Genomic DNA, 25,550 nt, shown 5'->3' on the forward strand with positions numbered 1-25,550 from the left:
GCATGCAGCATGCAGGGCCTCACGCCGGCAGCGGGATGTACTCCTCTTCATCGCCCACCACCTTGCCCATGCGCTGCGCTGCCCAATCCGCCTTGGCCTGCTCGATGCGCTCGCGCGTGCTGGCCACGAAGTTCCACCACAGGTGGCGCTCGCCATCCAAAGGCGCACCGCCGAACAGCATCACGCGACTCTTGCTGCGCGCACGCAACGGCGGCGACTGCGGGCCGGTCTGCACCGCCGCGTGCATGGGCACCACGGTGACGCCATCCCATTCCACTTCGCCATCCACCACGCACACGCCGCGCTCCACGTGATCTTCCGGCCAGGGCAGCTCGGCGCCGGCTTCCAGCGTGGCGTCGATGAAGAACATCGGCGCAAACACTTTCACCGGCGATTCCTTGCCATAGCCGGTGCCGGCGATCAGCACCAGGTCCACGCCAGGCAACGAGACGCGCGGCAGCTCGTCAGCACCGTGATGGTGGAATTCCGGCTCGACCTCGGCATCCTTCTGCGGCAACGCCACCCACACCTGGATGCCATGCGTGCGCAGGCCGCCACCGCGCGCTTCCGGCGGCGTGCGCTCCGAATGCACGATGCCGCGACCGGCCGTCATCCAGTTCACTTCGCCAGCGCGGATATCGGCAATGCTGCCGAGGCTGTCGCGATGACGGATCACGCCATCGAACAGCCACGTCACCGTGGCCAGGCCGATGTGTGGATGCGGCCGCACGTCCATGCCCTTGTCGTCGAGGAACGTCACCGGCCCCATGTAATCGAAGAACACGAACGGTCCCACGTGGCGCGCCTGCAGCACCGGCAGCAGGCGACGCACATTGAAGCCATCGCCCAGGTCGTGCACGCGTCCTTCGATCAAAATCGGTTGCTGTTCCATCATCTCTCCTCGGTTACCAGGCGCGCTGGTATTGCTCTGGCGCGGTGATCGTCACGCCAAGTTCCTGCGCGGCACGGCGCGGGAAGTACGGATCACGCAGGCTTTCGCGCGCAATCAGCACTACGTCGGCCGCGCCTTCGTCGATGATGCGCGCCGCATGTGTGGATTCGGTGATGAGGCCCACGGCGCCCGTGGCAATGCCGGCGTCATGACGCACGCGCGCGGCAAACGGTACCTGGTAGCCCGGCGAGAGCGGGATCTTCACGTGCGGAATCAAGCCGCCACTGGAGACGTCGACCAGGTCCACGCCCATCGACTTCACCTCACGCGCGAGTTGCACGGTCTGCTCGATATCCCAGCCGCCGTCGCTCCAGTCCGTGGCCGAAACGCGCAGCCAGAGCGGCAGATGCTCGGGCCACACTTCGCGCACGGCGGTGATCACTTCGCGCACCAGTCGTGTGCGGTTTTCGAAACTGCCGCCGTATTCGTCGGTGCGCTGATTGCTCAGCGGCGAGAGGAATTGGTGCAGCAGATAGCCATGTGCGCCGTGCAGCTCGATCAGCTGGAAGCCGGTCGCGAGTGCGCGCTCGGCCGCGGCGCGGAAATCGGCAATCACCTTGGCGATGCCCTGGCGGTCCAGCGCCTGCGGCACGTGCCAATCCGTGTCGAACGGCAGCGCCGACGGCGCCACGGTTTGCCAGGCACCTGCATCGGCGGCCAACGGGCCGCCGCCCTCCCACGGACGCGTCACGCTCGCCTTGCGACCCGCGTGGGCCAGTTGCACGCCAGCGGCGGCGCCCTGCGCCTTGATGAAGGCGATGATCGGCTGCCACGCCTTTTGCTGAGCTTCGTTCCAGAGGCCCACGTCGCCGGCTGAAATGCGGCCCTCGGGCGAAATCGCCGTGGCCTCGGTGATCAGCAGTCCGGCGCCGCCCACCGCGCGGCTGCCGAGATGGACGAAATGCCAGTCGTTGGGCAGGCCGTCGGTGGCGGAGTATTCGCACATCGGCGCAATGACGATGCGGTTGCGCAAGGACACGCTGCGCAGGCTGAAGGGGGTAAAGAGTTTCATCGGACCGCCTTGGGGAAATATCAGCAACACATGCCGACGCCGCGCATCAGGTTCAAGTACCTGTTCAGGGTGGTCGTTCGTCGAACCAGTCCGCCATGCGTGCCGCCACCGCCGAGGGCAGCTTCATCCAGCCAAAGTGGTCGGCCTTGTCGAGGCCAAGCTCGCCGGCTGTCATCACCTGCTGCCGGTTTGGGCTGCGCGGCATTTTCCCGAGCAGCCATGACAGCGACGCCGGCGGCACCAGCCAGTCGTCGTGCATGCGCAAGCCGAGGATCGGCAGCTCCAGCTCGCCGAGCAACGCCTCGAAATCGACGGCCATGCCCGCCGCCGCGTATCGACCCGTGCGGCCGGTGCGGGCCCAGTCGTCGATCAGCTGCCGCGCCTCGTTGCCGCCAAAGCCGATGCGGCGTCCCGGCAAATGGCCGCAAAGGCGCGCCAGCCACGGAGCCAGTGCATACGCCAACCAGAGCAGGCGGCCTTGAGGGTATTGGCGCCAATACGGCGCGCCGCTCGCGACCACCAGGAGACCCACCACATCGCACGGATGCAGGCTGGCGTAGATGGCCCCGATCTGCCCGCCCAGGCTGTGGCCACCCAGCGCCAGGCGGCCGCGTGGCAGGGAGGCACGCAAGGCCGCGATGCCAGCCGGCACGTCGTCTTCCAGCAATTGGCGATAGCCCCAGTCCTCGTGTCGACCGGCGCGTTTGTCGCTGGAGCCAATGCCACGCCATTCGTGGATGGCCACCGCGATACCCCGTTCCGCAAGCGCTTGCGCCAACGGCAGATAATGCTTGGCCGCAACGCCCAGCGCAGGCAACCAATAAATCACCTGGGTTGCCTCGGTCGCAGGCCTTTGCAGCAGCAGTTCGAATCGCGCGCCATCGGCCGCCATTACCGGCAACACGTCGCAGGAAGGAACGGTGACGGGAACGGAAGTGGAAGCGGACATTCTCGATACACGTCGCAGGGAAGCCAGGAAGGCTAGCGAATTCACCCGCGAGTAAAAAGCCGGGAAAGAAAAGGCCGGCTTGCGCCGGCCTTTTCTTCATGCAGTGAATTCCCTGATGAACTCAGGCGGGCGCCACTTCATCGGCTTGCAGACCCTTCTGCCCCTGCACCACCTTGAAGCTCACCTTTTGCCCCTCTTTCAGGCTGCGGAAACCCGAGCCGCTGATTGCCCGAAAATGCACAAACACATCCGGGCCACTTTCGCGGCTGATGAAACCAAAGCCCTTGGCGTCGTTGAACCATTTGACTGTGCCAACTTCACGATCCGACATGACTCACTCCGATCAACTCGATGCTGAGACAAGTCAGCCTCCCCTTTGGCCGACGGCTTACTGCGCATGCAGGATCGGGGGTGTAGCGATGTGGACCCTTTCGGGTCGCGCATCGGGCACGCACGTGACCGAGCAACGACAGTGAATCCAGCATAACGGATTTCTTTAATGCAAGTGAATGGCTTTAATCAAAGTAATGATTTTCACATTTCAACGACATTTGCGAATAAAAACAAAAAAGCCAGGCATTGCTGCCTGGCTTTTTCTTCAGCGTTTGAAAACGCTTATTACTTACTGCGGGATCACTTCGTCGGCCTGCAGGCCCTTCTGACCCTGCACGACCTTGAAGGAGACCTTCTGGCCTTCCTGCAGGCTCTTGAAGCCGTTGCCCTGGATCGCGCGGAAATGCACGAAGACATCCGGGCCGTTGTCACGGCTGATGAAGCCGAAGCCCTTGGCATCGTTGAACCACTTGACGGTACCGATCTGACGATCAGACATGTAAATCACTCCGTAGGATTTGAACAGACTCAGCCCGCGCGACATGCGCAGGCCGGCTTACTGGTGTGCAAGGAAACCCTAGGGGTGAGGCGATGAGGCTAGATCGAGATCAGCGGCATCGGGTCACAAAACTCTGGTGACCCCAGCAAACACAGTACGCGCATCATAGCCGCTCCCAGCCCGCAAAGCGACTAGGCCAAGCGGGTTAAAGCTGAATGGATAACCGTTAGGCGTTACTCAATCGGGTTTGATTTTCACGCCGTCTTCGCATTTCATCCCGTCCCTTGATGGGCAGAACCAGCCTCGCCCGTCCGATCGCCAGGAGAAGCTTCCATGATGTTCCGTCGCCACCACCGTCTCGCCCTTCTTGCCCTGGTTGCCGGTGGCGTGATCCTGGCCGGATGTTCCAACAAGCCTGAGACGCGTCCGACCGCGACGACCCACGGCACGACCACCACCCAACAGGGCACGCGCGCCTCGGCAACCGGCAGCACCGCCACGGCAGCCAAACCGCGCACTGGTTCGGTAACCAGTTCCGGCGGCTCGCCCTTGCCCACCAGCACGGGCATTCCGTCCTGCGACGATTACCTGGCCAGCTACATGTCCTGCCATGCCGCGGCCGGCGTCTACTCTCCCGACCAGTTGCAGTCGCGTTATCAGGAGATGCGCACCAGCCTGCTGCAGGATTCGGTGGACCCCACCAAGCGTCCGTTGATGGGCGCCCGCTGCACGGCGCTGGCCAAGCAGATGCGCGACACGCTGCAGGGGAAGCCCTGCGCGCCGATCAGCCCCGCAGGCAACACCAGCGGGCACTGAGCGTCAGCGCAACAAGGCACGCAACGCAGCCGCCACTGACGCTGGCCGGCTGCGTGCGATCTTCACCTTGGGCGTTCCATGCCACTGCGCACTGGCGCGTATCGCGCCGGCCACTTCTTCCAGCAGCCGCGTCGTCGGTTCCACCTCGGGTTCGAGGAACAGTGCCTTGACCTCGAACATGCCTTCGCGACGATGAGCCTTCGCATCCAGCCTGCCGACGAGCTGCCCACGATGAAGAATGGGTAGCACGTAATAGCCGTAGCGCCGCTTGGGCGCCGGCACATAGCACTCGATGGTGTATTCGAAACCGAACAGGGCTTCAGCGCGCGCGCGATCCCACACCACCGGATCAAACGGCGACAGCAACGTGGTGTGCGTGGCACGCAGTTGACCTGATGCGGCCTGCGTCAGCAACGCGGCATGATCGCGATGCACATAGGCGGGCACTTTCCAGTCCGCCACCTGCGCCATCAGCAGCTCGCCATCGGCTACCAGCGGCGCCAGTTCCTTGTCCGTCACGGCGGGCTTCAGTCGGTAGTAATCGGCAATCCATCGCGCCTGCGCGATGCCCAGAGCGCGCACGCTGTCGAGAATGAAGCGGCGACGCAAGGCTTCGTGATCGAGTGCGAGCAAACTGCGGTCCATCGGCGGATCGAGTTTCGCCAGCACGCGCTCCGTGAGGTCGTACACGCGCTGGAACCGCTCGCGCCGCGTCACCATCAATTCGCCAAGCGCGAACCATGCTTCCAGCCAGCGCTTCTCCGGCTTCCACGACCACCAGCCGCCGCCACCGCGTGTTTCGCTTTCGAAATCCGCCGCGCGCGCCGCGCCGTTGTCGCGAATGCGCGCCAGCAGCGTGTCCATGCCATCGCGATGTTCGCGATGCATGCGATCGGCATGCTTGGATGACCAATGCCTGGCGCGCTGCATGCGCCAGGCCTGGTGCAGCGCCAGATCGGCCGCAGGCACGAAACACGCTTCATGCGCCCAGCATTCGGCAATGCGTCCTGCGTCCAAGGCATCCTCGAGCCATGGCGGATCGTAGTCGCCAAGGCGCGAATGCAACACGAGATAAGGACTGCGCGCCACCACGTGGATGCTGTCGATCTGAAGCAGCCGCATGCGTGTCACCGCAGCGACCACATCCGCGGGTTTCGCGCGCGACTTCGGCTTGTTGAGCAAGCCTTGCGCCGCGAGATGAAGACGCTGTGCCTGCACGCGATTCAACGCCGTGTGTGGCGCAGATGAAGAAACCGACAACGGTAACGATGGCTTCACGTGATCACGATGCTCTTATTGAGGCGGCATTTAGCCGTGTTTTGTTAGCTTGTTTGACAGCGCGAAGGATATGCAGCGCGACACGCATTCCATCACTGCCCCATCGCGCGCATCCGTCCACAAGCCACGCATTCTGGCATGGAGTCACGACGATGAAATCCCGTACACCTCTAATCGCTCTTGTTACTGCCGGCTCCATGATGCTGGCAGGTTCGGTATTGGCACAGGAACAGACCATGCCGACGCCGCCACCTCCGCCGCAGCCTGCGCAAACGATGCCGGCGACACCGCCGCCTCCGCCTCCGCCGCCTCAAGGCATGTCCACGCAGGCGACGCCTCCGCCGCCGACACAGGTGATGCCCGCAGCGCAACCCACGCCTCCGCCACCGCCGGGCGGCACACAGGCGCAAACGGCCAGCGCAGGTCAGCAGGTCACCATCAATTCAAGCGTACCTCCGGTGAACGCAGGTCCGGCACCGAGCTTCGAACAACTGGCCAATGGCAAGAAGTACATCTCGGAGAGCGACGCATCGTCGTATCCGCTGCTAGCCAATGACTGGGCCTATGTCGACAAAGGTCATGCGGGACGCGTCACCAAGGCGCAGTACGAGGCTTGGTTAAGCCACAATCAGTAAGATGCTGTACCTTCGGACGCGGGTCGCCGGCAACGGCGGCCCGCGTTGTTTTATGCGATGAACGTCGCCACGACTGCAATCGGCCAGTGGCATGACCTATTTTCATCGCGCGACCGACCAGGATGGAGCCTCACCATGCGACTCACTACCCTGGCAGCCGTCTCGCTTACGCTTGGCCTGCCTTCACTCGCTGCGCATGCGCAGAATCCCAGTCCGATGGACATTCGCGCATGCACCGCCATCGAAACGGATGCGCAGCGACTGGCCTGCTACGACCGCGCCACCGGACACGACAGCCTGCCGGCTGCGCAAAAGAAGAGCGATGCATCGGCACAGGCACCCGTGCCCACGTCGACTACGCCATCGACCAGTGCCTTCGGCCATGAAACCCCGAGAACCACAAACTCCAGCGCGCAGGTTGCCGGTACCGAGACAGCAGAAGCAGCGCCGGACGTAAAACCGCTGTCGCTGCTCGACAGTCGCTGGGAGCTTTCGCCGGAAAGCAAGCTCGGCACCTTCAATCTGCGCGGCTACAAGCCCATCGTCGTGTTGCCGTTCTTCGCCAGCAGCAACCAGAACCGGCAACCGAGCAGCCCCAATCCGCTCAACACGGTGACCGCGCCACAGCAGGTGGACAACATCGAGAGCAAGTTCCAGATCAGCCTGAAGACCAAGCTCTGGCAGGGCGTGTTCGGCGATGAGGGCGATGTGTGGGCCGCGTTTACGCAGTCGTCCCGCTGGCAGGTCTACAACGAAAAGGAATCGCGCCCGTTCCGCGAAACCAACTACGAACCCGAAGTCATGCTGATGTTCAACACGAACTATCAGCTAGCCGGATGGAACGGCCGGCTGCTCGGCATCGGCCTCGATCACGAATCGAACGGACAATCCGATCCGCTGTCGCGCAGCTGGAATCGCGTGATGGGCTACATCGGTTTCGAACGCCCGACGTGGACGGTGATGTTTCGCCCGTGGTGGCGCATTCCCGAGGGCGGTCCGGACGACAACAACCCGGACATCGACAACTACATGGGTCGTGCCGACATGCAGATCATCCACGAATGGCAGGGACAGGAATTCGGCCTGATGCTGCGCCATTCGTTGCGCGCTGGCAGCGAGAGCCACGGCGCGGCGCAGTTCACCTGGTCGTTTCCGGTGGCCGGCAACCTGCGCGGCTACATGGAGCTGTTCAAGGGATACGGCGAGAGCATGATCGACTACAACCACAACGCCACGTATCTGGGCATCGGCGTGTCGCTGCTGGATTGGTACTGAGGTTCACCACCAGGTGTTCTTGGTGCCGGTGAGGATGCGCAGCATCTGTCCGCGCGCCAGCGGCAATCGGCCGAGCGGGCCGAACACGCCATCGCGCACGGTGGCCAGTGCATCGCGCTCGGATTGGAACAGCGGCGTCAGCCATCGACTGAGGCGCTGATAGATGGCGACGTGCCGGCGCCGTGCTTTTCGATACGCATCCAGTGCTGCGGCCAGGTCGTTGCTCGATGCCAAGGCGTCCGCCAGCGCCTGCGCATCGAGTAGCGCCATGTTCACGCCCTGCCCCAGCTGCGGACTCATCGCGTGCGCTGCGTCGCCGACAAATACGGTACGGCCTTCCACGGTCGAGCGCAGCAACACGTCGCGATAACGCGCGCGATGCAGCTGAGCGGATGAGCGAATGCTGGAAAGACATGGCACGGCCTCGGGCCACAGCTCGGCTACGCGATGGCGTAGGCGCTCGAACGCCGTCTCGTCGAACGCATCCACCTGCTCGCCCGGAAGGCTGTAGAAGAAGGTGAGCCAACGCTCGTCGGAATCGTCGCGGCGGCCGACCGGCATCAGGCCGATCATTTCCCGCGTTCCCGCATAACGTTGATGCAGCACCGTGGCGTGCGGCCAATCCGCTGCGGGCAGCAGGCACCACATGGCGCCCCACGGATAAAGCTGTTCGCTTCGCACGACACGTGTTTGTCGACGCAAGGCGGAATGCGCGCCATCGGCGGCAATCACCAGATCGAACGGCCCGTGCTGTCGTCCGGCGGCATCGATAAGGTATTTGCCGTCATCGGAACATTGTTCGATGCGTGTGCCGGTAACGATGGCGTCACGATTCGCGTAAGCACGATGCAACAGCGAAAACAGCGCGCCTCGTGTCATGCCAAGGCCGAAGCAATCGGCGGCGTGGTCGCGATAATGCATGTCCATCACCATGCGACCGGCGAGATTGCAACCGTACAGCCGCTCGATGCGCTGGCCGCTGAGAAGCACCTGCTCGTGAAGGCCTAGGCGAGCCAGCACGGAAAGACCGGTCGGTTGCAGCAGGAAGCCCGCGCCGACGGGACCAGGCGCTGCGGCCTGCTCGAAGACAGTGAGGGAATGCCCGGCCTCGCCCAGCAGCAGGCAGCTTGCCTGCCCGGCCACGCCGTAGCCCACGACGGCGATGCGCAACATCCCCTGCATGACCACTCCTTGTCTGATCGCGCAGTGTGCACGATCTCTGCGGCGGCTTCATGCCGCGCTGCAAGCAGCGTCGACGGTCAACGTCGACGCTGCCCTTCACCACTCAGTGGTGGTGGCCGCCTTCACCGTGCACGTGGCCGTGCGACAGCTCTTCTTCGCTGGCAGCGCGCACGTCGGTCACTTCCACGTCGAAGTGCAGCGTCTGGCCGGCGAGCGGATGGTTGCCGTCGATGTGCACCTTGCCGTCCTCGATCTTGGTCACGGTGACGTTGATCACGCCCTGCGGGCCGCGGCCCTGGAACTGCATGCCCGGCTGGATGTCTTCCACGCCCTGGAACGCCTCGCGCGGCACTTCCTGCACGAGCTCGGCGTGATGCACGCCATAGCCTTCTTCCGGCGCCACGTCGACCTTGAACTGGTCGCCGACCTGGCGGCCTTCCATCGCCTTTTCCAGGCCCGGGACGATCTGGCCCACGCCCTGGAGGTACACGAGCGGCTCGCGACCCTGCGAGCTGTCGAGGACCTGGCCGTTGTCGTCGGTCAGCGTGTAATGGAAGGAAACGACGGAATTGTTCGCGATCTGCATGATGGTCTCTGATGGGGAAATGGCACCGGCAGAACCCGGTACGAATCTCCAAGATTAACAGACCCCTTGTGACGATGCCGGGTAGGCGCGGGCACCCAGGATTGGCGATACTCTGGCCATGGTTCTTGAGAAACACGCACCGCGCCGCTTTGGGGTCGCCCTTTTAGGGCTGGCGCTGGCGGGGTTGTCCACGGCGACACCGGTGCCCGCCGCCGCGCAAAACCCGGGCATTCCCGCGCCATTGCCATCGGCGCCGGCCTCGCTGGCCGAGCAAATCGATGCCCTGATCACCCAGCCGCGCTTCGCCGGCGCCGACTGGGGCATCTCGGTGATTTCGCTCAACAGCGGCCGCACGGTGTACAGCCATCACGCGGATCAACTGTTCCAGCCCGCCTCGACCGCCAAGCTGTTCACGGCGGCAGTGACGCTCAGCGAATTCGGCCCTGACTACCGCATTCCCACCCGTGTGCTGGCCGGCAGCGAGATACGCAACGGCAAGCTGGACGGCCCGCTGATTCTCTACGGCATGGGCGATCCCACGCTCGGTGTCGACGCAGCCACGTTGCATTGGGCCGACCAACTGGCCGAACAATTGGCGGCGCAGGGTTTGCGTCGCGTGCATGGCGACCTGATCGCCGATTCGACCTATTTCGCCAGTCCTGCGATGGGCACGGGTTGGGAAGCGATCGACCTGCAGAGCTGGTTCGCCGTGCCCGCCAGCGCCTTGAGCGTGGGCGAGAACCAGGTCGAGGTCACGGTGACTCCCGCTCCCGGTGCAGGCATGCCGGCGGAGATGCGCTTCGATCCCATCAACGCGATACCCAGCGTGGCCAATGAGGTGGTGACCACCGCGCAGCGCACGCACAACGATGTGAACCTCTATCGCGCGCCTGGCGACGGCGTGCTCTATGCGTTCGGCAACATCGCCGCCAAATCGCCTGCGCAGAACTACAAACTCGCCCTGCCCGATCCCGCGCAGTTTGCCGGTCAGCTATTGAAGGAAGCGCTGTTGCGCCACGGCATCCAGCTCGACGGCAAGCTGCTCACCGTGCACTGGCCGCGCCGAAATACCTTCCTGACAGCGCAGCCGCGCACGTTGGCCGAGGTGTTGTCGCCACCCATCAGCGAGATCCTCGAACGCGGCCTCAAGCGTTCGCAGAATCTCTATCTGCAGAATCTGTTGTTGCTGGCCGGCGTGAAGGCGCAGGCGGATATCGAACAGCGCGAAGGCAGCATGGGCTTCATCACCAGCGAGCGCTGGGGCATCCGCGCCATGCGCCAACTGCTGGAGCAAATCGGCATCACGCCCGCTGCCAGCGTGATCGAAGAAGGCACGGGCTTGTCGCGGCGCAATCTGGCCACGCCCAATGCGATGGCGCATCTGCTCGCCTTCCTCGCCAGTCAACCCTACGGACCGGCGCTGGTGGACGCGCTGCCCATCGCCGGCGTCGACGGCACGCTGCAGTGGCGCATGCGAAACACGCCTGCCGAAAACAATGTGCATGCCAAGACCGGCAGCATGAGTTTCGTGCATTGCCTGGCCGGTTACGTCACCAGCGGCGACGGCGAGCGGCTGGCATTCGCCATCATGCTCAACAACTACGATCCGCCCGCAGGCACGCCCAGCGCCACGCGCGACATCGACCAGATCGCCGTGTTGCTGGCCGGCTCGCGGCATCCGGCCAGCAATGCAAGCTCAGCGCCCGCGGTGGCAACTCACCCGGCCAACTGATTGCGCAGGTCCTTGCCGATCTTTTCCGGCGTGTCGGTGGGCGCGTAGCGCTTCACCACCTGGCCATCGCGATCGACCAGGAACTTGGTGAAGTTCCACTTGATCGACTCGCTGCCGAGGATGCCCTTGCCTTCGCTCTTGAGCCACTTGTAGAGCGGATGTGCGCCGTCGCCATTCACGTCGATCTTGGCGAACAACGGGAAGCTCACGTCATAGCTGGTGGAACAGAAGTTGCGGATTTCCGCCTCGTCGCCCGGTTCCTGATGGCCGAACTGGTCGCAGGGAAAACCCAGCACCACCAGGCCCTGGTCGCGGTCGGCACGCCACAATGCTTCCAGCCCCGTGTACTGCGGCGTGAATCCGCACTTGGAAGCCACGTTGACGATCAGCAGCGTCTTGCCGCGAAACTCGGCCAGCGAGCGCTCGTTGCCGTCGATATCGCGCGCGGAGAAGTCATAGACGGAGGTCATCGCTGTCATTCCTCATTGAAAGGCCGCCAGTCTAGCCCCATGCACCCTTCCGGTGTCTTATGCTTGCCAACGTCCGGCTCTCCCGGCAGCGGCCCAGGCCCGCGCTTCCCCGGTTCTCCGAAGGTATCTCGTGATCAGATTCCAGGATGTTCATAAGTCCTACCGTGTCGACGGGCGGGACGTTCCCGCGCTGCAACCCTTCAGCCTCGACATTGCCGATGGCGAGGTGTTCGGCATCATCGGCCATTCGGGTGCAGGCAAATCGACGCTTATACGTCTGATCAACCTGCTCGAACGTCCCAGCGGCGGACGCATCCTGATCGGCGATACCGATATGACGGCGCTGACGGAATCGCAGCTTCGCCAGGAGCGGCAGCGCATCGGCATGATCTTCCAGCATTTCAACCTGCTCTCCTCGCAGACCGTCGCCGAGAACGTGGCGTTTCCGCTGCGGCTGGCCGGCGAACACGACAGCGCATCGATCCGCCAGCGGGTGGATGAGCTGCTGGCCCGCGTGGGCCTGACCGCGCATGCGGACAAATACCCTTCGCAGCTTTCCGGCGGACAGAAGCAGCGCGTGGGCATTGCGCGCGCGCTGGCCAATCGGCCGTCCATCCTGCTGTGCGACGAGGCCACCAGCGCGCTCGATCCGCAGACCACGGCGTCCGTGCTCGACCTGCTTGCCGAGATCAACCGCGAGCTCAAGCTCACCATTGTGCTGATCACGCACGAGATGGACGTGGTGCGCCGTGTCTGCGATCGCGTGGCGGTGCTCGATGCGGGCCGCATCGTGGAGAGCGGCGCCGTCGCCGACGTGTTCCTTCACCCGCAGCACGCCACCACGCGCCGCTTCGTCAATGAAGCGCTGCCGGAAGAAGCCGCGGGCGAGCAGATGCCGTTTGCGCACGTGCCTGGGCGCATCCTGCGCCTTTCGTTCCGTGGCGATGCCACGTGGACGCCGGCACTCGGGCGCGTGGCGCGCGAAACCAATGTCGATTTCAACATCCTCGCTGGCCGCATCGACCGCATCAAGGATCTGCCCTACGGCCAGCTCACGCTCGCCATGCAAGGCGAACGCGTGGACGATGCACTCACCTGCCTGCGCGCAGCCGGTATCGAAATCGAGGAAATCACCCCGTCGACGGAGAACCGCGCATGAGCGCCCTGCTGCAGAACCTCTTTCCGAACATCGACGACTGGAGCGAGATCGGCCATGCCTGCATCGATACCTTGCTGATGCTGGGCGGCTCACTGCTGCTCACCGTCGTGATCGGGCTGCCGCTGGGCGTGCTGCTCTATCTCACCGGCAAGGGCCAGTTGCGCGCCATGCCCAAGCTTTATGCGGTGCTGTCGCTGCTGGTGAATATCCTGCGCTCGATTCCCTTCATCATCTTGATGATCGTGCTGATGCCGCTCACGTATGTATTGGTCGGCACCAAGCTCGGCATTCGCGGTGCGATTCCGCCGCTGGTGATCGGTGCCGCGCCGTTCTTCGCGCGCCTGGTGGAAACGGCGTTGCGCGAAGTGCAGCGCGGCGTGATCGAAGCCAGCCAGGCGATGGGCGCCAGCACCTGGCAGATCGTGCGGCATGTGCTGCTGCCCGAAGCACGCGGCGGGCTGATTGCGGGCACCACCGTCACCGCCATTGCGCTGGTGGGCTACACCGCCATGGGTGGCGCCATTGGCGCGGGCGGCCTGGGCGATCTGGCCTATCGCTACGGCTATCTCAGCTACAAGTCGGACTACATGGTGGTCACGGTGGTGTTGCTAATCGTGCTGGTGCAACTGCTGCAGATGGTCGGCGACCGCATCGTGGCGCGTTATACGCGGCATTGAGACGGCTGCGCCCGCACATTTTTGCATTCGGCGGTATGGACGGCTATTCTGTTGCGCCGCATCAAGCGTTTCCGCCATATGACGAAGATGAATAAGCTCATTGCCATTCTTTCCGCCCTGCTCCTGCTGGCGGGTTGTTCGTCATCCAATGGCGGCGGCGACGCCAACAGCCAGAAGCTGGTGGTGGCCGCCACGGCCGTGCCGCACGCGGAGATACTCAAGCAGGTCAAGCCGATCCTGGCGAAGCAAGGCATCGAGCTGGAAATCAAGGTATTCGCCGACTACGTGCAGCCCAACGTGCAGGTGCTGGAAAAGTCGGTCGATGCCAACTATTTCCAGACCAAGCCTTATCTCGATGCGTTCAACCGCGAGCGCGGCACCAACCTCGCCATCGTCACCGGCGTGCACATCGAACCGTTCGGCGCCTACTCGCGCAAGATCAAGTCCATCGACCAACTGCCCGACGGCGCCACGGTCACCCTGCCCAACGATCCCAGCAACAACAGCCGCGCGCTGCTGCTGCTCGCCAAGCACGGCCTGATCACGCTGAAGGATCCGAGCAACGAGCTGTCCACGCAGAAGGACATCACGGCCAACCCGAAGCACCTCAAGCTGCGCGAGCTGGAAGCCGCCATGCTGCCGCGCACGCTGGACGAGGTGGATCTGGCCCTCATCAACACCAACTACGCGCTCGCCGCGGGCCTCAACCCGACCAAGGACGCGTTGCTGATCGAAGACAAGGATTCGCCGTACGTGAACTACCTGGTCGCCCGCCCGGACAACAAGGATGACCCGCGCGTGCAGGCGCTGGCCAAGGCGCTGACCAGCCCGGAGATCAAGGCGTTCATCGAACAGAAGTACCAGGGCGCCGTGCTGCCTGCGTTCTAAGCGCGTCAGCCATGCACATCGCCGAGGGAGCGCATCGCATGCGCTCCCTTTTTTTCAGCAGGTGACCGCTTCCGGCTCGGCCGGAATCTCGAACACCTGCCGCAGGTACGCCACGTAGGCACTGTCCTCGCACATGTTCTTGCCCGGCGTATCGCTGAGCTTCGCCACCGGCTGGCCGTTGCAGCGGATCATCTTGATGACGATCTGCAGCGGCTCGGGTCCCACGTCGTTGGTGAGGTTGGTGCCCACGCCGAAGGCCAGCTGGCAGCGGCCGTGGAAGTGTTCGTACAGCTGCATCACCTTCGGGATGTCCAGGCCATCGCTGAACACCAGCACCTTGCTGCGCGGATCGACGCGATTGGCGCGGTAATGCGCCAGCACGCGCTCGCCCCAGGCGAACGGATCGCCCGAATCATGGCGCGTGCCGTCGAACAGCTTGCAGAAATACATGTCGAAGTCGCGCAGGAAGGCGCTCAGTCCGTAGACGTCGGACAGCGCGATGCCGAGATCGCCGCGGTATTCCCTCGCCCATGTCTCCAAGGCGGCCACCTGCGAGTCGCGCAGGCGGGGGCCCAGCGCCTGATGCGCCTGCAGGTATTCGTGCGCCAGCGTGCCCAGCGGCGTCAGGCCGAGTTTCCACGCCAGCCACACATTGCTGGTGCCGGCGAGCTGGCGACCCAGCCCATCGCGCAAGGTGGTGACCACTTCCGCATGCCACGCGCGCGAGAAACGGCGACGCGTGCCGTAGTCGGCGATGCGGCAATCCTGGAAACCTTCCGTGTCGCGCAGCAAGGCGATCTTCTCGCGCAGGCGGCGGCGCCCCTCGTCCAGCGAAAGTCCGGGTTGCGTGTTGCGGAAATACACCTCGTTGATGATCGCCAGCAGCGGCACCTCGAACAGGATGGTGTGCAGCCATGGGCCGCGGATGTGGATCTCGATTTCGCCGGGCCCGTCCTGCGCCGGCACTATCTCCACGTACTTGGCGTTGAGCTGGAACAGCCCGAGGAAATCGATGAAGTCGCTCTTGATGAAACGCCAGGTACGCAGGTAATCCAGCTCCTCGGGCGTGAAACGCAATGAGCACAAACCTTCCAACTCGCGGCGGATCTCGGCGATGTACGGAACCAGGTCGATGCCCGGGTTGCGACACTTGAATTTGTATTCGACCTGCGCCGCCGGATAGTGATGCAGCACAACCTGCATCATGGAGAACTTGTAGAGATCGGTGTCGAGCAGGGAGGTGACGATCATCAGTCGCTCATGCGGCGCGGGGGATGGCTCGATTATCCTCGCCCCGTGTTGTGGCGGCGAGTCGGTACAAACGACACACATAAAAAAACCCCGGTAGCCAGGGGAGGGGCTACCGAGGTCTGTCAGGCCGGTCCATAACAAAGAGGGGAAAAGGACCGACCCCTCAGTGGCACGATGGTGCTGTACCACTTCTTGTCGCCGTCACGGCGATACACTCCGTTAGTGCGGCCTGAGCGGATCTAGTTCAAGCGCCTCATCGATTTCGTTCAGCTTTTGGCAAGCTGGCGCACCCGCTGCAACGAGATGTTTACAATCGTCGGCTTCCCGGATTGGAGCCTCACCGATGGTCAGCCTGCTACGCCGCCTGTGCCTGCTTGCCCTGGCCATCGCCCTGCCCCTGCATGCCGGCGATCTCACGGTGGACCTGGGCCACGGCGCGAAGACGTACACCACCGCACAACTGCTGGCCCGAAGCGACGCGCGCGACGTGACGATTCCCGACGATGTCGCCTTCAAGCGTGCCATGCGCTACCGCGCCGTGCCGTTGAAAGCCCTGCTGGAAGGCGTATCGCCGGACGACACCTTGCAGTTCGTCGCCTCCGACGGCTTTGCCGCTCAGATTCCCGCCGCGCTGATCGTTCGCGCCCACGGCTCGGAAGCATGGCTGGCCATCGAGGACCCGACTCATCCCTGGCCGATGCTGGCCGAGATCAAGGGTGATGCCGGCCCGTTCTACGTGGTGTGGACGAATCCCGCGGCCATGAAGATCGGCCCCGAGCAGTGGCCGTTCCAGTTGGCTTCGATCCGTCGCCAGCCGCCCGTGGCCGAACGCTTCCCTGCCATCCAGCCCGATCCCGCCCTGAAGGCCGGCGATCCCGTGGTGCGCGGCCTGGCGGTGTTCGAGCGCACCTGCTTCGCCTGTCACACGCTCAACGGCCAGGGCGACGCCAAGCTGGGGCCGGATCTCAACATTCCGCATAGCCCCACCGAATACCTGCGCGAGGATCTGTTCCGCGCCTATATTCGCGACCCTCAGTCATTGCGCCGCTGGCCGCAGGCTCGCATGCCCGGTTTCGATCGCAAGGCGCTGACCGATCAGGATATGGACGACCTGCTCGCTTATCTGCGCCACATGGCCGGGCGCAAGGCGAAGCCCTGAGGAAACAGGATCACGGCGACGGTGCGATGGAAGGCTGCGCGGTCGAATCCAGCCACTGCTGCAAGGAGCGCTGTCGCTGCGCGTACGGTAGCCGCGCAAACTCGCGCACGCTGGCGTAGAACGCCGGCCACTGCCCTTCCGCATGGCGGTACAGCGCGAGGAACACCGGCGTCCACCGATCATAGATGCCGAACGGCAGCAAACGCGCGTTGTTGATCGGGCCGTTGACCCAGGCGTCGTAGCGATGGTCGTTCGGCCAATCGAGGTCGCGCCATTGCACATAGCGCACGCGGAAGTCGTCGATGGTCTGCTGCTTGCCGGCCGCCATGGCCTTCTCGTCCACGCCGCTGGCATAGAGTTTCTTCAAGCGGTCGCGCAGATCCATCACCAGCCAGGTGAAGCCGTCGTCCATGGTCTTCTCGCGCTCGTCCTGCGGCGGCAACCCGCGTGACTGGCGCCATTGGCGCAGGCCTTCCTCCTGCACGAAGCTGGCGAAGGATTCGTTGAACGAACTGTCGTCCTTCACGTAGATCAGCTGGTGCGCGAGCTCGTGGAAGATGGTGCCGGCCAGTTCGTCGTCATCCCACCGCATCATGCTGCTGAGGATGGAGTCGGAGAACCATCCCAGCGTGGAATACGCCGGCACGCCGCCCACGTAGACGTCATCGCCCTCGGCCTCCAGCCGCGACGCTTCGGCCTTGGCTTTGTCCTTGGAGAAATACCCGCGATAGGCCACGCAGCCGGCAAACGGAAAACAGTGTTGGATCGGCGAAATCGAAAAGCGCGGCGTCGCGAACACGTTCCACACCACGTAGGAGCGGTCGAGCTTCACATAGCTGGTGTAGCTGCGGTTATCCGGCAGGTCCAGGCGCTGGGAGGCGAATTGGCGCGCCTCCTGCGCCAGCTGAAGGCGCTGCCGGGTTGCGGCGTCGGTCGACGGATCGCGCAGCACCTCGCTCACCTCGCGGCGGCTCATCACCAGCTCGCCCTGGCCCTTGGCTACGTGCGCGTAGTAGTCGACGGTGCTGCAGGCGCAAAGCACCAGGCCCATCGCCAAAGTGACGACGGGCCTGAAGAATTTAAGAATTTCCGGCACGCGGCATGGCAACGTCATGCCGCGATTGTGCCGCTATTTCAGTGGCCGTGACCGCCGTTCCAGCCGCCGTGGCCACCGCCGCCATTGCCATGGCCGCCGCTCCAGCTGCCATGGCCGCCGCGGTAATAACCGCCACCGCCGTGGTAGTAACCGCCGCCGCGATAGTAGCCACCACCACGGTAGTAGCCGCCGCGGTAACCGCCGTAATAACCACCGATGCCGATGCTCACGGCCGGCCCATAGCAGCAGCCGTAACCGTAGTAGCCGTAGCTTGGGTAGTAGTAACCAGGGTAATAGCCGCCGCTATAGGTGACGCCCGTGCCGTAGTAGGCATCGCCGCCGCCAGTGGCAACCGGACGTACGTAGCTGTAGCCCGGATCGTAGTAACAGCCGGATAGCGCCGCGGTGGCGACCGCCAAGGCAAGACCGGCAAGCACGCGTTTCATGACGTAAGGCCTTCAGGGGGAAGACAGCCTCACTTTGAACCTGTGCTGGTAAGTGCGCACTGAACGCTTTCGACATGGCTGGCAGATATTTACCTACCAGCCATGCCGGACCGACAAGGCGTCGTCGGTTCAGTTTTCGCCGCTGCGTTCGGGCGGCTGGCGGATGTGACCGTACACCGCCTCGCTCGAAACGCCGCCATTGCTGGCGCCCATGCCCAGGTTGCCGTTGGTGCCACTGGGATGTTCATCGGCGCCCGGCCAGGTGGGCCCCTGCCGCACCCGTTCCTGCTTGGCTTCGAGCAAGGCCTGGATGTGCTCGGCCGCTTCCTGCGGCGTCAGGCGCTTGCGTGCAGGACGCCGTGGCCGAGTGGCGGCCTTGGCCGTATGGCTGCGCCGTGCGGCGGGCGCTTTCTTGGTTGCTGTCTTGCGGGTTGCCGTGGCGGCTTTGCGAGGTGTGGCGCTCTTGGAGGCCGCCTTCCGTGTGGCCGCTTTCTTGGTCGCCTTCTTAGCCGTGGCGCGCTTGCGGGTGGTCTTCCTGGCCGCGGTCTTTTTCGCCGCCGTCTTGCGGGGAGCGGCCTTCTTCGTGGCGGTCTTGCGTGCCGTCTTGCGAACGGCGGCCTTGCGCGTCGCGGTCTTGCGGGTTGCCTTCTTGGCGGCGGTCTTGCGTGCCGGCGACTTCCGGGTCGCGGTCTTGCGCGCCGTCTTGCGGGTCGCCTTCTTGGCGGCGGTCTTGCGCGTGGCTACCTTGCGGGCAGCGGTCTTGCGGACGGCACGTTTGACGGTAGCGCGCTTGCGTGCGGTGGTTTTCTTGGCAGTGGATTTCTTGGCAGTGGATTTGCGGGTGGCTGCTTTCTTGGCCGAGGATTTCTTCGCGGCCGGCTTGCGCTTCGTTGCCATGCGTCTTCACTCCTGCGGTTGTCGAGAAAGCCCGACGGCCCATCACGCCAGGCTGCACCGACAAGTAACACCATCAAGATGTATCAGGGGTGAGCAAAACCGCAGTTTTTCATCATCGACGATGCACTCAGAACCTCGGCTGCGAGAGCGCCGCGAGGAAGTGGGAGATCACTTCCGGCCGAACCACCACGGTGAATGCCACGCCGAACGCTGCACCCCACAGGTGCGCGCTGTGGTTGACGTTGCCCTGCCCGCGACGGTCCATATAGATCGAATAGGCCACGTAAAGCACAGCGTAGATGATGGCCGGCACGGGTATCACGAACACGATGATGCGCGACCACGGCGCCAGCAGCACGAACGAAAACAGCACCGCCGACACCGCGCCCGATGCGCCCAGGCTGCGGTAGTTCGGGTTGTTCTTGTTGCTCAGATACGTGGGCAGGATCGAGACCACCAGCGCCAGGATGTAAAACAGCGCAAAGCCCAGCGTGCCCAGCGACGCCGTGAAAAATCCTTCCATGGTCCGGCCGAAGAAGAACAGCGTGATCATGTTGAACAACAGGTGGCCGAAATCGGCGTGCACCACGCCGTAGGTCACCAGCCGGTGATATTCGCGGCTGCGGGTGATGGCAGGCGGCCACAGGATCAGATCGTTCATCAGGCGGGCGTTGTTGAACGCCATGAAGGAGACGACACAGGTGATGGCGATGATGATCAGCGTGATCATGCGAACTTCCGTACCAGGCAGGCGGCGGTGACAAAGAATCGCCATCTTGGCGGCGCGGCAGGCGCTTGTCGACTCCGAAAACGCTGAAAAGTCCAAGCACCAGGCGACGTTCCGGACTATCATCCGCGACTTCACGCGTTTCCCCACGCCCCCAGGCACTCCCCATGTCGATCCGTTACCTGCATCTGGACGTCTTTGCCGCCGCGCCCGGCGGCGGCAACCATCTGGGCGTCGTCACCGACGCCGCCGGCTGGACCGATGCCCGCATGCAAGCTTTTGCACGCTGGACCAATCTCGTCGAAACCACCTTCCTGCTGCCGCCCACTCAACCCGGCGCCAGCTATCGCGTGCGCATCTTCACGCCGCACAAGGAAATCCCTTTTGCCGGTCACCCAAGCATCGGCAGCGCGCACGCCGTGCTGCTTTGCGGGCTCGCGGAGCCTGTGAATGGCGTGCTTTGGCAGGAATGCGGCGCGGGCGTGTTGCCCATCCGCGTCGAAGGCAGCGACGGCGCACGACAGTTGCTGTTGAAATCACCGCCATCCACCGTCGAGAAAACCGGCCGCGATGCACATCCCCTGCTCGATGCCGCACTCGCGGGCATAGGGCTCGGCACGCTGCCGCCAGCGTATGTATCGGGCGGCAGGCATTGGTGGCTGGCCGAATGCGCCGACGAGGCCTCGCTGCGCCAGTGGAAGCCCGACCACGCCGCCATCGGCGCGCTGGCCAAGGCCACCGACAGCATGGGCTTGTGCGTGTTCGCGCGCAGTTCGCATCCCGACTATCAACTCGTCGTGCGCGCGCTGCCGGCCGGCGTGGGCCTGGTGGAAGATCCCGCCTCCGGCGCCGCGAATGGCCTGATCGCAGCGTATATCGCCCACGCCGAACCCCATGGCCCGCTCGCGCGCGGCTACGTGGTGAGCCAGGGCCGCGAAATTGGCCACGACGCCAGCCTCACCGTGCGCATCGACGGCGATAGCGTGTGGATTGGCGGTCACACCAACACCATCATCGACGGCACCCTGCACTGGAGCGGTCGTTGAGCGTGCGGCCGCAGATCTGGGTCGATGCCGACGCCTGCCCTGCGGCCATCAAGGAAGTGCTGTTTCGCGCGGCCGAACGCGAGCAGGTGCAGGTCACGCTGGTGGCCAACCAATGGCTGCGCACGCCGCCGTCGCGTTTCGTGCGCGCCATCCAGGTGCCGGGTGGTTTTGATGTCGCCGATGCGGAGATCGTGGAGCGCGTGAGCGCAGGCGACCTGGTGGTGACGCAGGATATTCCGCTGGCGGCCCTGGTGATCGAAAAAGGCGCGCTCGCCGTGCATCCGCGCGGCGAGCTCTACACGCCCGACACCATCGCGCAGCGGCTGTCGATGCGCAATTTCATGGATGAATTACGCGGCTCCGGCGTCGACACCGGCGGCCCGGCGGCATTCCATGCACGCGACAAGCAGGCCTTCGCCAACCAGCTGGATCGCTGGCTGGTGAAGTTTCGCCAGGCGCGCTGAGCGCGCTCAGAGGTCGCGCTCGTCCAGATGCGCGCGACGCGCAGCGACCTGCGCCATGATCGACCAGTCGACGTTCTCATCGCCGCCCGCCAGCGCTTCGAGCAGGCTGTCGCGCAGCAGCCCAGCCAGCGGCAGTGGCACGCGCGTGGCATCTGCCGCTGCCAGCGCGAGGCCAATGTCCTTGTAGCCCAGCGGCAAGGCAAAACCGGCCGGCGTATAGCGCGATTCGGCGATGAGCTTGGCATAGCCTTGATAGGCGGGCGTGGCGAACAGCGAGTTGGTCATCACGTCGAGGAAATCGGCGGCACTCACGCCATGCGCGCGCGTCAACGCCGATGCCTCGGCCATGCTTTCGATGGCAGCGCCGATCATGAAGTTGCCGGCGATCTTCACCACGTTCGCACGCTCGGCCTCTTCGCCCAGTGGCCAGATGCGTCCAGCCATCGCCTCGAGCAGCGGACGCACACGATCGATCACGTTCGGCTTGCCGGCCACCAGAATATTGAGCTTGCCCGCGGCGGCCACGTCGGGACGACCGAACACCGGCGCTGCCACGTAGTCGAGACCGCGGCGTGCATGTTCCTCAGCCATCTCGCGCGCCAGCGCCACTGAGATGGTGGCGTGATTCACGTGCACCGTGCCCTTGTCCATGCCATCGAGCAGACCGCCGTCGATGAACACGCTGCGCACGGCCTGGTCGTTGGCGAGCATGCTGAAGAGCACGTCGCCCTGCGCCGCGCGATCGGCGGTCTTCACCACCTTCGCGCCCAGCGATGCCAGCGGCTCCGCGGGGGCAGGCGAACGATTCCACACGGTGACCTCATGCCCGGCCTTGATCAGATTGCTCGCCATGGCACTGCCCATGGCGCCGAGGCCGATAAAACCCACTTTCATGCGACTACTCCCAACAAGAAAACCGTTCCAGTGGACCACGCGATACGTTCACCCGGTGCGAAATCAGGCCACTTCGCCTGCGGCATGGCCCGACGCCCACGCCCACTGGAAGTTGTAGCCACCCAGCCAGCCGGTAACGTCGACCACTTCGCCGATGAAATACAGGCCTGGAACAAGCTTCGATTGCATCGTGGACGATGAGATGCCATCGGTATCCACGCCGCCCAAGGTGACTTCCGCCGTTCGATAACCTTCCGTGCCACTGGCCACGATGGGCCAGTCATGCAGTTGTTCGCCGATGCTCTTGAGTTCGGCTTCGCGGTATTGGCGCATGGGCCGGCTTTCGAACCACAGCTCGCACAACCGCTGCGCGAGGCGTCGCGGCAGCTTGTCGCCCAGCACGTTCTTCAGTTCCGCCGCGGGACGCGCGACACGCTGCCCCTGCAGCCACGCGGCGAGATCCTCGTCGGGATGCAGATCGATGCGCAGGTCATCGCCCGGTTGCCAGTACGAGGAAATCTGCAGGATCGAAGGTCCGCTCACGCCGCGATGCGTGAACAGCATGCCGGCGCGGAACGAACGCTTGCCCACGCGCGCTTCCACCATCGGCAGGGCCACGCCGGAGAGATCCTGATAGCGCTCCTGATGCTTGCCGCTCAGCGTGAGCGGCACCAGGCCGGCGCGCGTGGGCAGCACCGCGTGGCCAAATTGTTTTGCCAGCTCGTAGCCAAAACCGGTGGCACCCATGGTGGGAATGGATAGCCCACCGGTGGCGATGACCAGCGACTGCGCATGCACCTCGCCGTGCGCGGTGACCACGTTGAAGCCTTCGTCCGTCCTGCGCACGCGCTTCACGCCGCAACTGGTTTCGATGCGAACGCCGGCCTGCGCGCATTCGTCCAGCAGCATGCGCACGATCAGCTTGGAAGATTCGTCGCAGAACAGCTGGCCCAGTTCCTTCTCGTGGTACGCGATGCGGTGCTTTTCCACCATCGCGATGAAATCCCACGGCGTGTAGCGCGCCAGCGCCGACTTGGCGAAGTGCGGATTGGCGGACAGGTAGGCCGCCGGCGTCACGCCCAAGTTGGTGAAATTGCAACGTCCGCCGCCCGACATGAGGATCTTCTTGCCGACCTTGTTGGCATGGTCGACCACCAGCACGCTGCGTCCCCGCTGGCCGGCCACGATGGCGCACATCAGCCCGGCGGCGCCGGCACCAATGACGAGTACATCCACTTTCACGCGCGCACCGCTGCCATGCCTTGGCTCCCGTTCGTCTGGCCGCGCATTATCCGTCAGGATGCGCCATATCGCTTAAACTCAGGTTTTTCACCTGTACCGGACCGACACCATGCCTTCCTTTGACGTCATTTCCGAAGTGGACAAGCACGAGCTGACCAATGCCGTGGACCAGGCCAACCGCGAGCTGGCCAACCGTTTCGACTTCAAGGGCTCCGATGCGAAGTTCCAGTTGGACGAGTTCGTGATCACCCAGACGGCGCCCAGCGAATTCCAGCTGGAGCAGATGCTGGACATCCTGCGCGGCCGCCTGACCACGCGAAAGATCGACATCCGCGCGCTGGAAGTGGGCGATGCCGAAACCAATCTCGGCGGCTCGCGCCAGAAGATCACCGTGAAGCAAGGCATCGAACAGCCGGTCGCCAAGAAGCTGGTGGCTTCGCTGAAGGAGGCCAAGCTCAAGGTCGAGGCGCAGATCAATGGCGACAAGCTGCGCGTGACCGGCAAGAAGCGCGACGACCTGCAGCTGGCGATGGCGGTGCTGCGCAAGGCCGAGGTGGAATTGCCGCTGCAGTTCGACAATTTCCGCGATTGACGGTTCGCGAGCCCCTTCCCTGCTCGTCATTCCGGCGCAGGCCGGAATCCAGCGGCGCCGGTTTTCGATTTTCGCTTGACCCAGCACTCGGGTTAATGACGTGCGAGGTTGCGGCAAAAGCCTATCGCATCGCGACGGGATTCCGGCCTGCGCCGGAATGACGAGCAGGAAAGACGGCGGCTCAGGCGCCTACCCCGCCAGCCCCGCCGCAACATTCACGCTGATCGCAATGATGAACACGTTGAAGAAGAACGCGATCACGCTGTGCAGCAAGGCCACGCGCCGCAGATAGCGGCTGCTGATCTGCACGTCGGAGACCTGGAAAGTCATGCCGATGACGATCGAGAAATACATGAAGTCCCAATAATCAGGCTCGTCCGTGCCGGGGAAATCCAGGCCTTCGTGCTTCTTGCCGAAGTCGCCGTAATAGCCGTGCGCGTAATGCATGCCGAACATCACGTTGAAGAACAGCCACGACAGCACGATGCTCGCCGCCGCGATGCTCAGCGCCTTCGCATCGCCGCCCTTTGCACCGGCCACCTCGGTGGTGAGCGCCAGCGACACGAAGCCGGTCAGGATCAACGAAGTCCACAGCACGCCCCAGCGCCCGGTGTCCTGCTTGCGCGCCTGTCCGCGCATCAGGTCCGGCGAGGTCGTGCTGCAGAACAGGATGATGAGCGCCGTCAGATAAACCGCGACGCCCAGGTCGAACCCGAATAGCAAGGCCTCGGCGGGGCTCAGATGGAACTGGTACCAGAGCGCCAGGCCCACCACCAGCGCGAGCGCTCCCGCAATCATCAGGCGCGGGCGCGCGCGCAGTACTCGAAAAGGAATGAATCCGCGCGAGCGCCGACGGCCATGACCGTTCGCGGCACTCATGCGGGCGTCCCTGCGGCGTTCGGGCTACTCGTCGTCACCAACGCGTTCTCCATGACCCGGAAGCGGGCATGGCGCATCTTAGAGCCTGTTCATCGCAATATCTTGGCGGCCCGCCGCGTCGCGTCAGACGTGCAGGTCCTGGTATTCGGGGTGGCGGGTCATCCAGATTTCCGAATACGAACACGCGGGATCCACCTTCCAGTGCTCCTCGCGCGCTGTATCCAGCGCCGTGCGCACGAGATTGGACGCAATGCCGCGACCGCCCACCGCCGAGGGGACGATGGTGTGGGTGATGGTCATGACGCCGTCTTCCAGCGTGTAGTCGAGCACGCAAGGCACACCATCCACCTTGGTCTCGAAACGATGCGTCCTTGGGTTGTGATTGATCTCGGCGAACATGAAACGCGTCCTCGC

At 64.0% G+C, this 25,550-nt stretch carries 29 protein-coding genes; 11 read left to right on the forward strand and 18 right to left on the reverse strand.

Annotated elements, in window-relative coordinates; all coding sequences use genetic code 11:
- Positions 1 to 19: 19 nt before the first annotated feature.
- From ABIC75_RS05960 to ABIC75_RS05980, 5 genes are all read right to left on the reverse strand, one after another.
- Positions 20 to 892 (reverse strand): pirin family protein, encoded by an 873-nt coding sequence (locus ABIC75_RS05960; RefSeq protein ID WP_354012917.1) that lies wholly within the window; start codon positions 890 to 892, stop codon positions 20 to 22.
- Between the two features lie 13 nt (positions 893 to 905).
- Positions 906 to 1,964 (reverse strand): NADH:flavin oxidoreductase/NADH oxidase, encoded by a 1,059-nt coding sequence (locus ABIC75_RS05965; RefSeq protein WP_354012918.1) that lies wholly within the window; start codon positions 1,962 to 1,964, stop codon positions 906 to 908.
- A gap of 64 nt (positions 1,965 to 2,028) precedes the next feature.
- Positions 2,029 to 2,913: an alpha/beta hydrolase family protein gene (locus ABIC75_RS05970; protein ID WP_354012919.1), complete on the reverse strand. Its 885-nt coding sequence runs from the start codon at positions 2,911 to 2,913 to the stop codon at positions 2,029 to 2,031.
- Between the two features lie 121 nt (positions 2,914 to 3,034).
- On the reverse strand, positions 3,035 to 3,244 hold the full coding sequence (locus tag ABIC75_RS05975) for a cold-shock protein (RefSeq protein ID WP_019465668.1): 210 nt from the start codon (positions 3,242 to 3,244) through the stop codon (positions 3,035 to 3,037).
- A 291-nt stretch (positions 3,245 to 3,535) separates the two neighbouring features.
- Positions 3,536 to 3,745 carry a cold-shock protein gene (locus ABIC75_RS05980; RefSeq protein ID WP_038616297.1) on the reverse strand — a complete coding sequence of 70 codons (210 nt, stop codon included), beginning with the start codon at positions 3,743 to 3,745 and terminating at the stop codon, positions 3,536 to 3,538.
- 333 nt (positions 3,746 to 4,078) lie between these two features.
- Here ABIC75_RS05980 and ABIC75_RS05985 point away from each other — a divergent pair, with 333 nt between their 5' ends.
- The gene (locus tag ABIC75_RS05985; RefSeq protein WP_354012920.1) at positions 4,079 to 4,561 is read left to right on the forward strand and encodes a hypothetical protein; all 483 of its coding nucleotides are present in this window, start codon (positions 4,079 to 4,081) and stop codon (positions 4,559 to 4,561) included.
- Between the two features lie 3 nt (positions 4,562 to 4,564).
- Here the strand turns inward: ABIC75_RS05985 and ABIC75_RS05990 are convergent, their stop codons facing one another.
- The gene (locus tag ABIC75_RS05990) at positions 4,565 to 5,839 is read right to left on the reverse strand and encodes a winged helix-turn-helix domain-containing protein (RefSeq protein WP_354012921.1); all 1,275 of its coding nucleotides are present in this window, start codon (positions 5,837 to 5,839) and stop codon (positions 4,565 to 4,567) included.
- A 152-nt stretch (positions 5,840 to 5,991) separates the two neighbouring features.
- Between ABIC75_RS05990 and ABIC75_RS05995 the strand changes: the two genes are divergently transcribed.
- Together ABIC75_RS05995 and ABIC75_RS06000 are read left to right on the forward strand one after the other, a co-directional pair.
- A complete protein-coding gene (locus ABIC75_RS05995; RefSeq protein ID WP_354012922.1) occupies positions 5,992 to 6,474 on the forward strand; it encodes a hypothetical protein in 483 nt (160 codons plus the stop codon).
- 135 nt (positions 6,475 to 6,609) lie between these two features.
- The gene (locus ABIC75_RS06000) at positions 6,610 to 7,749 is read left to right on the forward strand and encodes a phospholipase A (RefSeq protein WP_354012923.1); all 1,140 of its coding nucleotides are present in this window, start codon (positions 6,610 to 6,612) and stop codon (positions 7,747 to 7,749) included.
- 3 nt (positions 7,750 to 7,752) lie between these two features.
- On the opposite strand, the gene ABIC75_RS06005 is transcribed toward ABIC75_RS06000, so the two are convergent.
- Together ABIC75_RS06005 and ABIC75_RS06010 are read right to left on the reverse strand one after the other, a co-directional pair.
- A complete protein-coding gene (locus ABIC75_RS06005) occupies positions 7,753 to 8,931 on the reverse strand; it encodes an FAD-dependent oxidoreductase (protein ID WP_354012924.1) in 1,179 nt (392 codons plus the stop codon).
- 103 nt (positions 8,932 to 9,034) lie between these two features.
- Positions 9,035 to 9,517, reverse strand: coding sequence for an FKBP-type peptidyl-prolyl cis-trans isomerase (locus tag ABIC75_RS06010; protein WP_354012925.1), 483 nt, complete (start codon positions 9,515 to 9,517; stop codon positions 9,035 to 9,037).
- Positions 9,518 to 9,635: 118 nt separating this feature from the next.
- On the opposite strand from ABIC75_RS06010, the gene dacB reads away from it, so the two are divergent.
- The gene (gene dacB, locus ABIC75_RS06015; protein WP_354012926.1) at positions 9,636 to 11,249 is read left to right on the forward strand and encodes a D-alanyl-D-alanine carboxypeptidase/D-alanyl-D-alanine endopeptidase; all 1,614 of its coding nucleotides are present in this window, start codon (positions 9,636 to 9,638) and stop codon (positions 11,247 to 11,249) included.
- Here the strand turns inward: dacB and ABIC75_RS06020 are convergent.
- Complete coding sequence (locus ABIC75_RS06020; protein WP_354012927.1) at positions 11,234 to 11,719, reverse strand: glutathione peroxidase; 486 nt, start codon at positions 11,717 to 11,719, stop codon at positions 11,234 to 11,236. The two genes, dacB and ABIC75_RS06020, sit on opposite strands and share 16 nt — an antisense overlap.
- 130 nt (positions 11,720 to 11,849) lie before the next feature.
- Between ABIC75_RS06020 and ABIC75_RS06025 the strand changes: the two genes are divergently transcribed.
- From ABIC75_RS06025 to ABIC75_RS06035, 3 genes are all read left to right on the forward strand, one after another.
- A complete protein-coding gene (locus ABIC75_RS06025) occupies positions 11,850 to 12,878 on the forward strand; it encodes a methionine ABC transporter ATP-binding protein (protein ID WP_354012928.1) in 1,029 nt (342 codons plus the stop codon).
- Positions 12,875 to 13,555 (forward strand): methionine ABC transporter permease, encoded by a 681-nt coding sequence (locus ABIC75_RS06030; RefSeq protein ID WP_354012929.1) that lies wholly within the window; start codon positions 12,875 to 12,877, stop codon positions 13,553 to 13,555. The genes ABIC75_RS06025 and ABIC75_RS06030 overlap by 4 nt, the downstream gene beginning before the upstream one ends.
- A gap of 87 nt (positions 13,556 to 13,642) precedes the next feature.
- Positions 13,643 to 14,443, forward strand: coding sequence for a MetQ/NlpA family ABC transporter substrate-binding protein (locus ABIC75_RS06035; RefSeq protein ID WP_436407875.1), 801 nt, complete (start codon positions 13,643 to 13,645; stop codon positions 14,441 to 14,443).
- 54 nt (positions 14,444 to 14,497) lie between these two features.
- Here ABIC75_RS06035 and pncB read toward each other — a convergent pair whose 3' ends face one another.
- Positions 14,498 to 15,694 (reverse strand): nicotinate phosphoribosyltransferase, encoded by a 1,197-nt coding sequence (gene pncB / locus ABIC75_RS06040; RefSeq protein WP_354012931.1) that lies wholly within the window; start codon positions 15,692 to 15,694, stop codon positions 14,498 to 14,500.
- 343 nt (positions 15,695 to 16,037) lie between these two features.
- On the opposite strand from pncB, the gene ABIC75_RS06045 reads away from it, so the two are divergent.
- Positions 16,038 to 16,853, forward strand: coding sequence for a cytochrome c (locus ABIC75_RS06045; RefSeq protein WP_354012932.1), 816 nt, complete (start codon positions 16,038 to 16,040; stop codon positions 16,851 to 16,853).
- Between the two features lie 10 nt (positions 16,854 to 16,863).
- On the opposite strand, the gene ABIC75_RS06050 is transcribed toward ABIC75_RS06045, so the two are convergent.
- The 4 genes from ABIC75_RS06050 to ABIC75_RS06065 all read right to left on the reverse strand — a co-directional run bounded on the left by ABIC75_RS06050 (position 16,864) and on the right by ABIC75_RS06065 (position 20,022).
- Complete coding sequence (locus ABIC75_RS06050) at positions 16,864 to 17,904, reverse strand: aminopeptidase (protein WP_354013077.1); 1,041 nt, start codon at positions 17,902 to 17,904, stop codon at positions 16,864 to 16,866.
- Between the two features lie 83 nt (positions 17,905 to 17,987).
- Positions 17,988 to 18,395, reverse strand: a complete 408-nt coding sequence (locus ABIC75_RS06055) for a hypothetical protein (RefSeq protein WP_354012933.1) — start codon at positions 18,393 to 18,395, stop codon at positions 17,988 to 17,990.
- Positions 18,396 to 18,524: 129 nt separating this feature from the next.
- Positions 18,525 to 19,292, reverse strand: coding sequence for a hypothetical protein (locus ABIC75_RS06060; protein ID WP_354012934.1), 768 nt, complete (start codon positions 19,290 to 19,292; stop codon positions 18,525 to 18,527).
- Between the two features lie 127 nt (positions 19,293 to 19,419).
- Positions 19,420 to 20,022, reverse strand: coding sequence for a rhomboid family intramembrane serine protease (locus ABIC75_RS06065; protein WP_354012935.1), 603 nt, complete (start codon positions 20,020 to 20,022; stop codon positions 19,420 to 19,422).
- Between the two features lie 164 nt (positions 20,023 to 20,186).
- Here ABIC75_RS06065 and ABIC75_RS06070 point away from each other — a divergent pair, with 164 nt between their 5' ends.
- On the forward strand, positions 20,187 to 21,065 hold the full coding sequence (locus tag ABIC75_RS06070) for a PhzF family phenazine biosynthesis protein (protein WP_354012936.1): 879 nt from the start codon (positions 20,187 to 20,189) through the stop codon (positions 21,063 to 21,065).
- Positions 21,062 to 21,529 (forward strand): YaiI/YqxD family protein, encoded by a 468-nt coding sequence (locus tag ABIC75_RS06075; protein ID WP_354012937.1) that lies wholly within the window; start codon positions 21,062 to 21,064, stop codon positions 21,527 to 21,529. Before ABIC75_RS06070 ends, ABIC75_RS06075 begins: the two co-directional genes overlap by 4 nt.
- A 6-nt stretch (positions 21,530 to 21,535) precedes the next feature.
- Here ABIC75_RS06075 and ABIC75_RS06080 read toward each other — a convergent pair whose 3' ends face one another.
- Both ABIC75_RS06080 and ABIC75_RS06085 read right to left on the reverse strand, forming a co-directional pair.
- Entirely contained in the window at positions 21,536 to 22,423 is an 888-nt protein-coding gene (locus ABIC75_RS06080) for an NAD(P)-dependent oxidoreductase (protein ID WP_354012938.1), read from the reverse strand.
- Between the two features lie 63 nt (positions 22,424 to 22,486).
- The gene (locus ABIC75_RS06085; RefSeq protein WP_354012939.1) at positions 22,487 to 23,665 is read right to left on the reverse strand and encodes an NAD(P)/FAD-dependent oxidoreductase; all 1,179 of its coding nucleotides are present in this window, start codon (positions 23,663 to 23,665) and stop codon (positions 22,487 to 22,489) included.
- 109 nt (positions 23,666 to 23,774) lie between these two features.
- Between ABIC75_RS06085 and ABIC75_RS06090 the strand changes: the two genes are divergently transcribed.
- On the forward strand, positions 23,775 to 24,257 hold the full coding sequence (locus tag ABIC75_RS06090) for a YajQ family cyclic di-GMP-binding protein (protein WP_354012940.1): 483 nt from the start codon (positions 23,775 to 23,777) through the stop codon (positions 24,255 to 24,257).
- A gap of 189 nt (positions 24,258 to 24,446) precedes the next feature.
- Here the strand turns inward: ABIC75_RS06090 and ABIC75_RS06095 are convergent, their stop codons facing one another.
- Complete coding sequence (locus ABIC75_RS06095; RefSeq protein ID WP_354012941.1) at positions 24,447 to 25,136, reverse strand: DUF1345 domain-containing protein; 690 nt, start codon at positions 25,134 to 25,136, stop codon at positions 24,447 to 24,449.
- 123 nt (positions 25,137 to 25,259) lie between these two features.
- A complete protein-coding gene (locus tag ABIC75_RS06100) occupies positions 25,260 to 25,535 on the reverse strand; it encodes a GNAT family N-acetyltransferase (protein ID WP_354012942.1) in 276 nt (91 codons plus the stop codon).
- Between the last annotated feature and the right edge of the window lie 15 nt (positions 25,536 to 25,550).

The sequence above is a fragment of the Dyella japonica genome (assembly GCF_040545895.1).
GTDB classification, from domain to species: Bacteria; Pseudomonadota; Gammaproteobacteria; order Xanthomonadales; family Rhodanobacteraceae; genus Dyella; species Dyella japonica_D.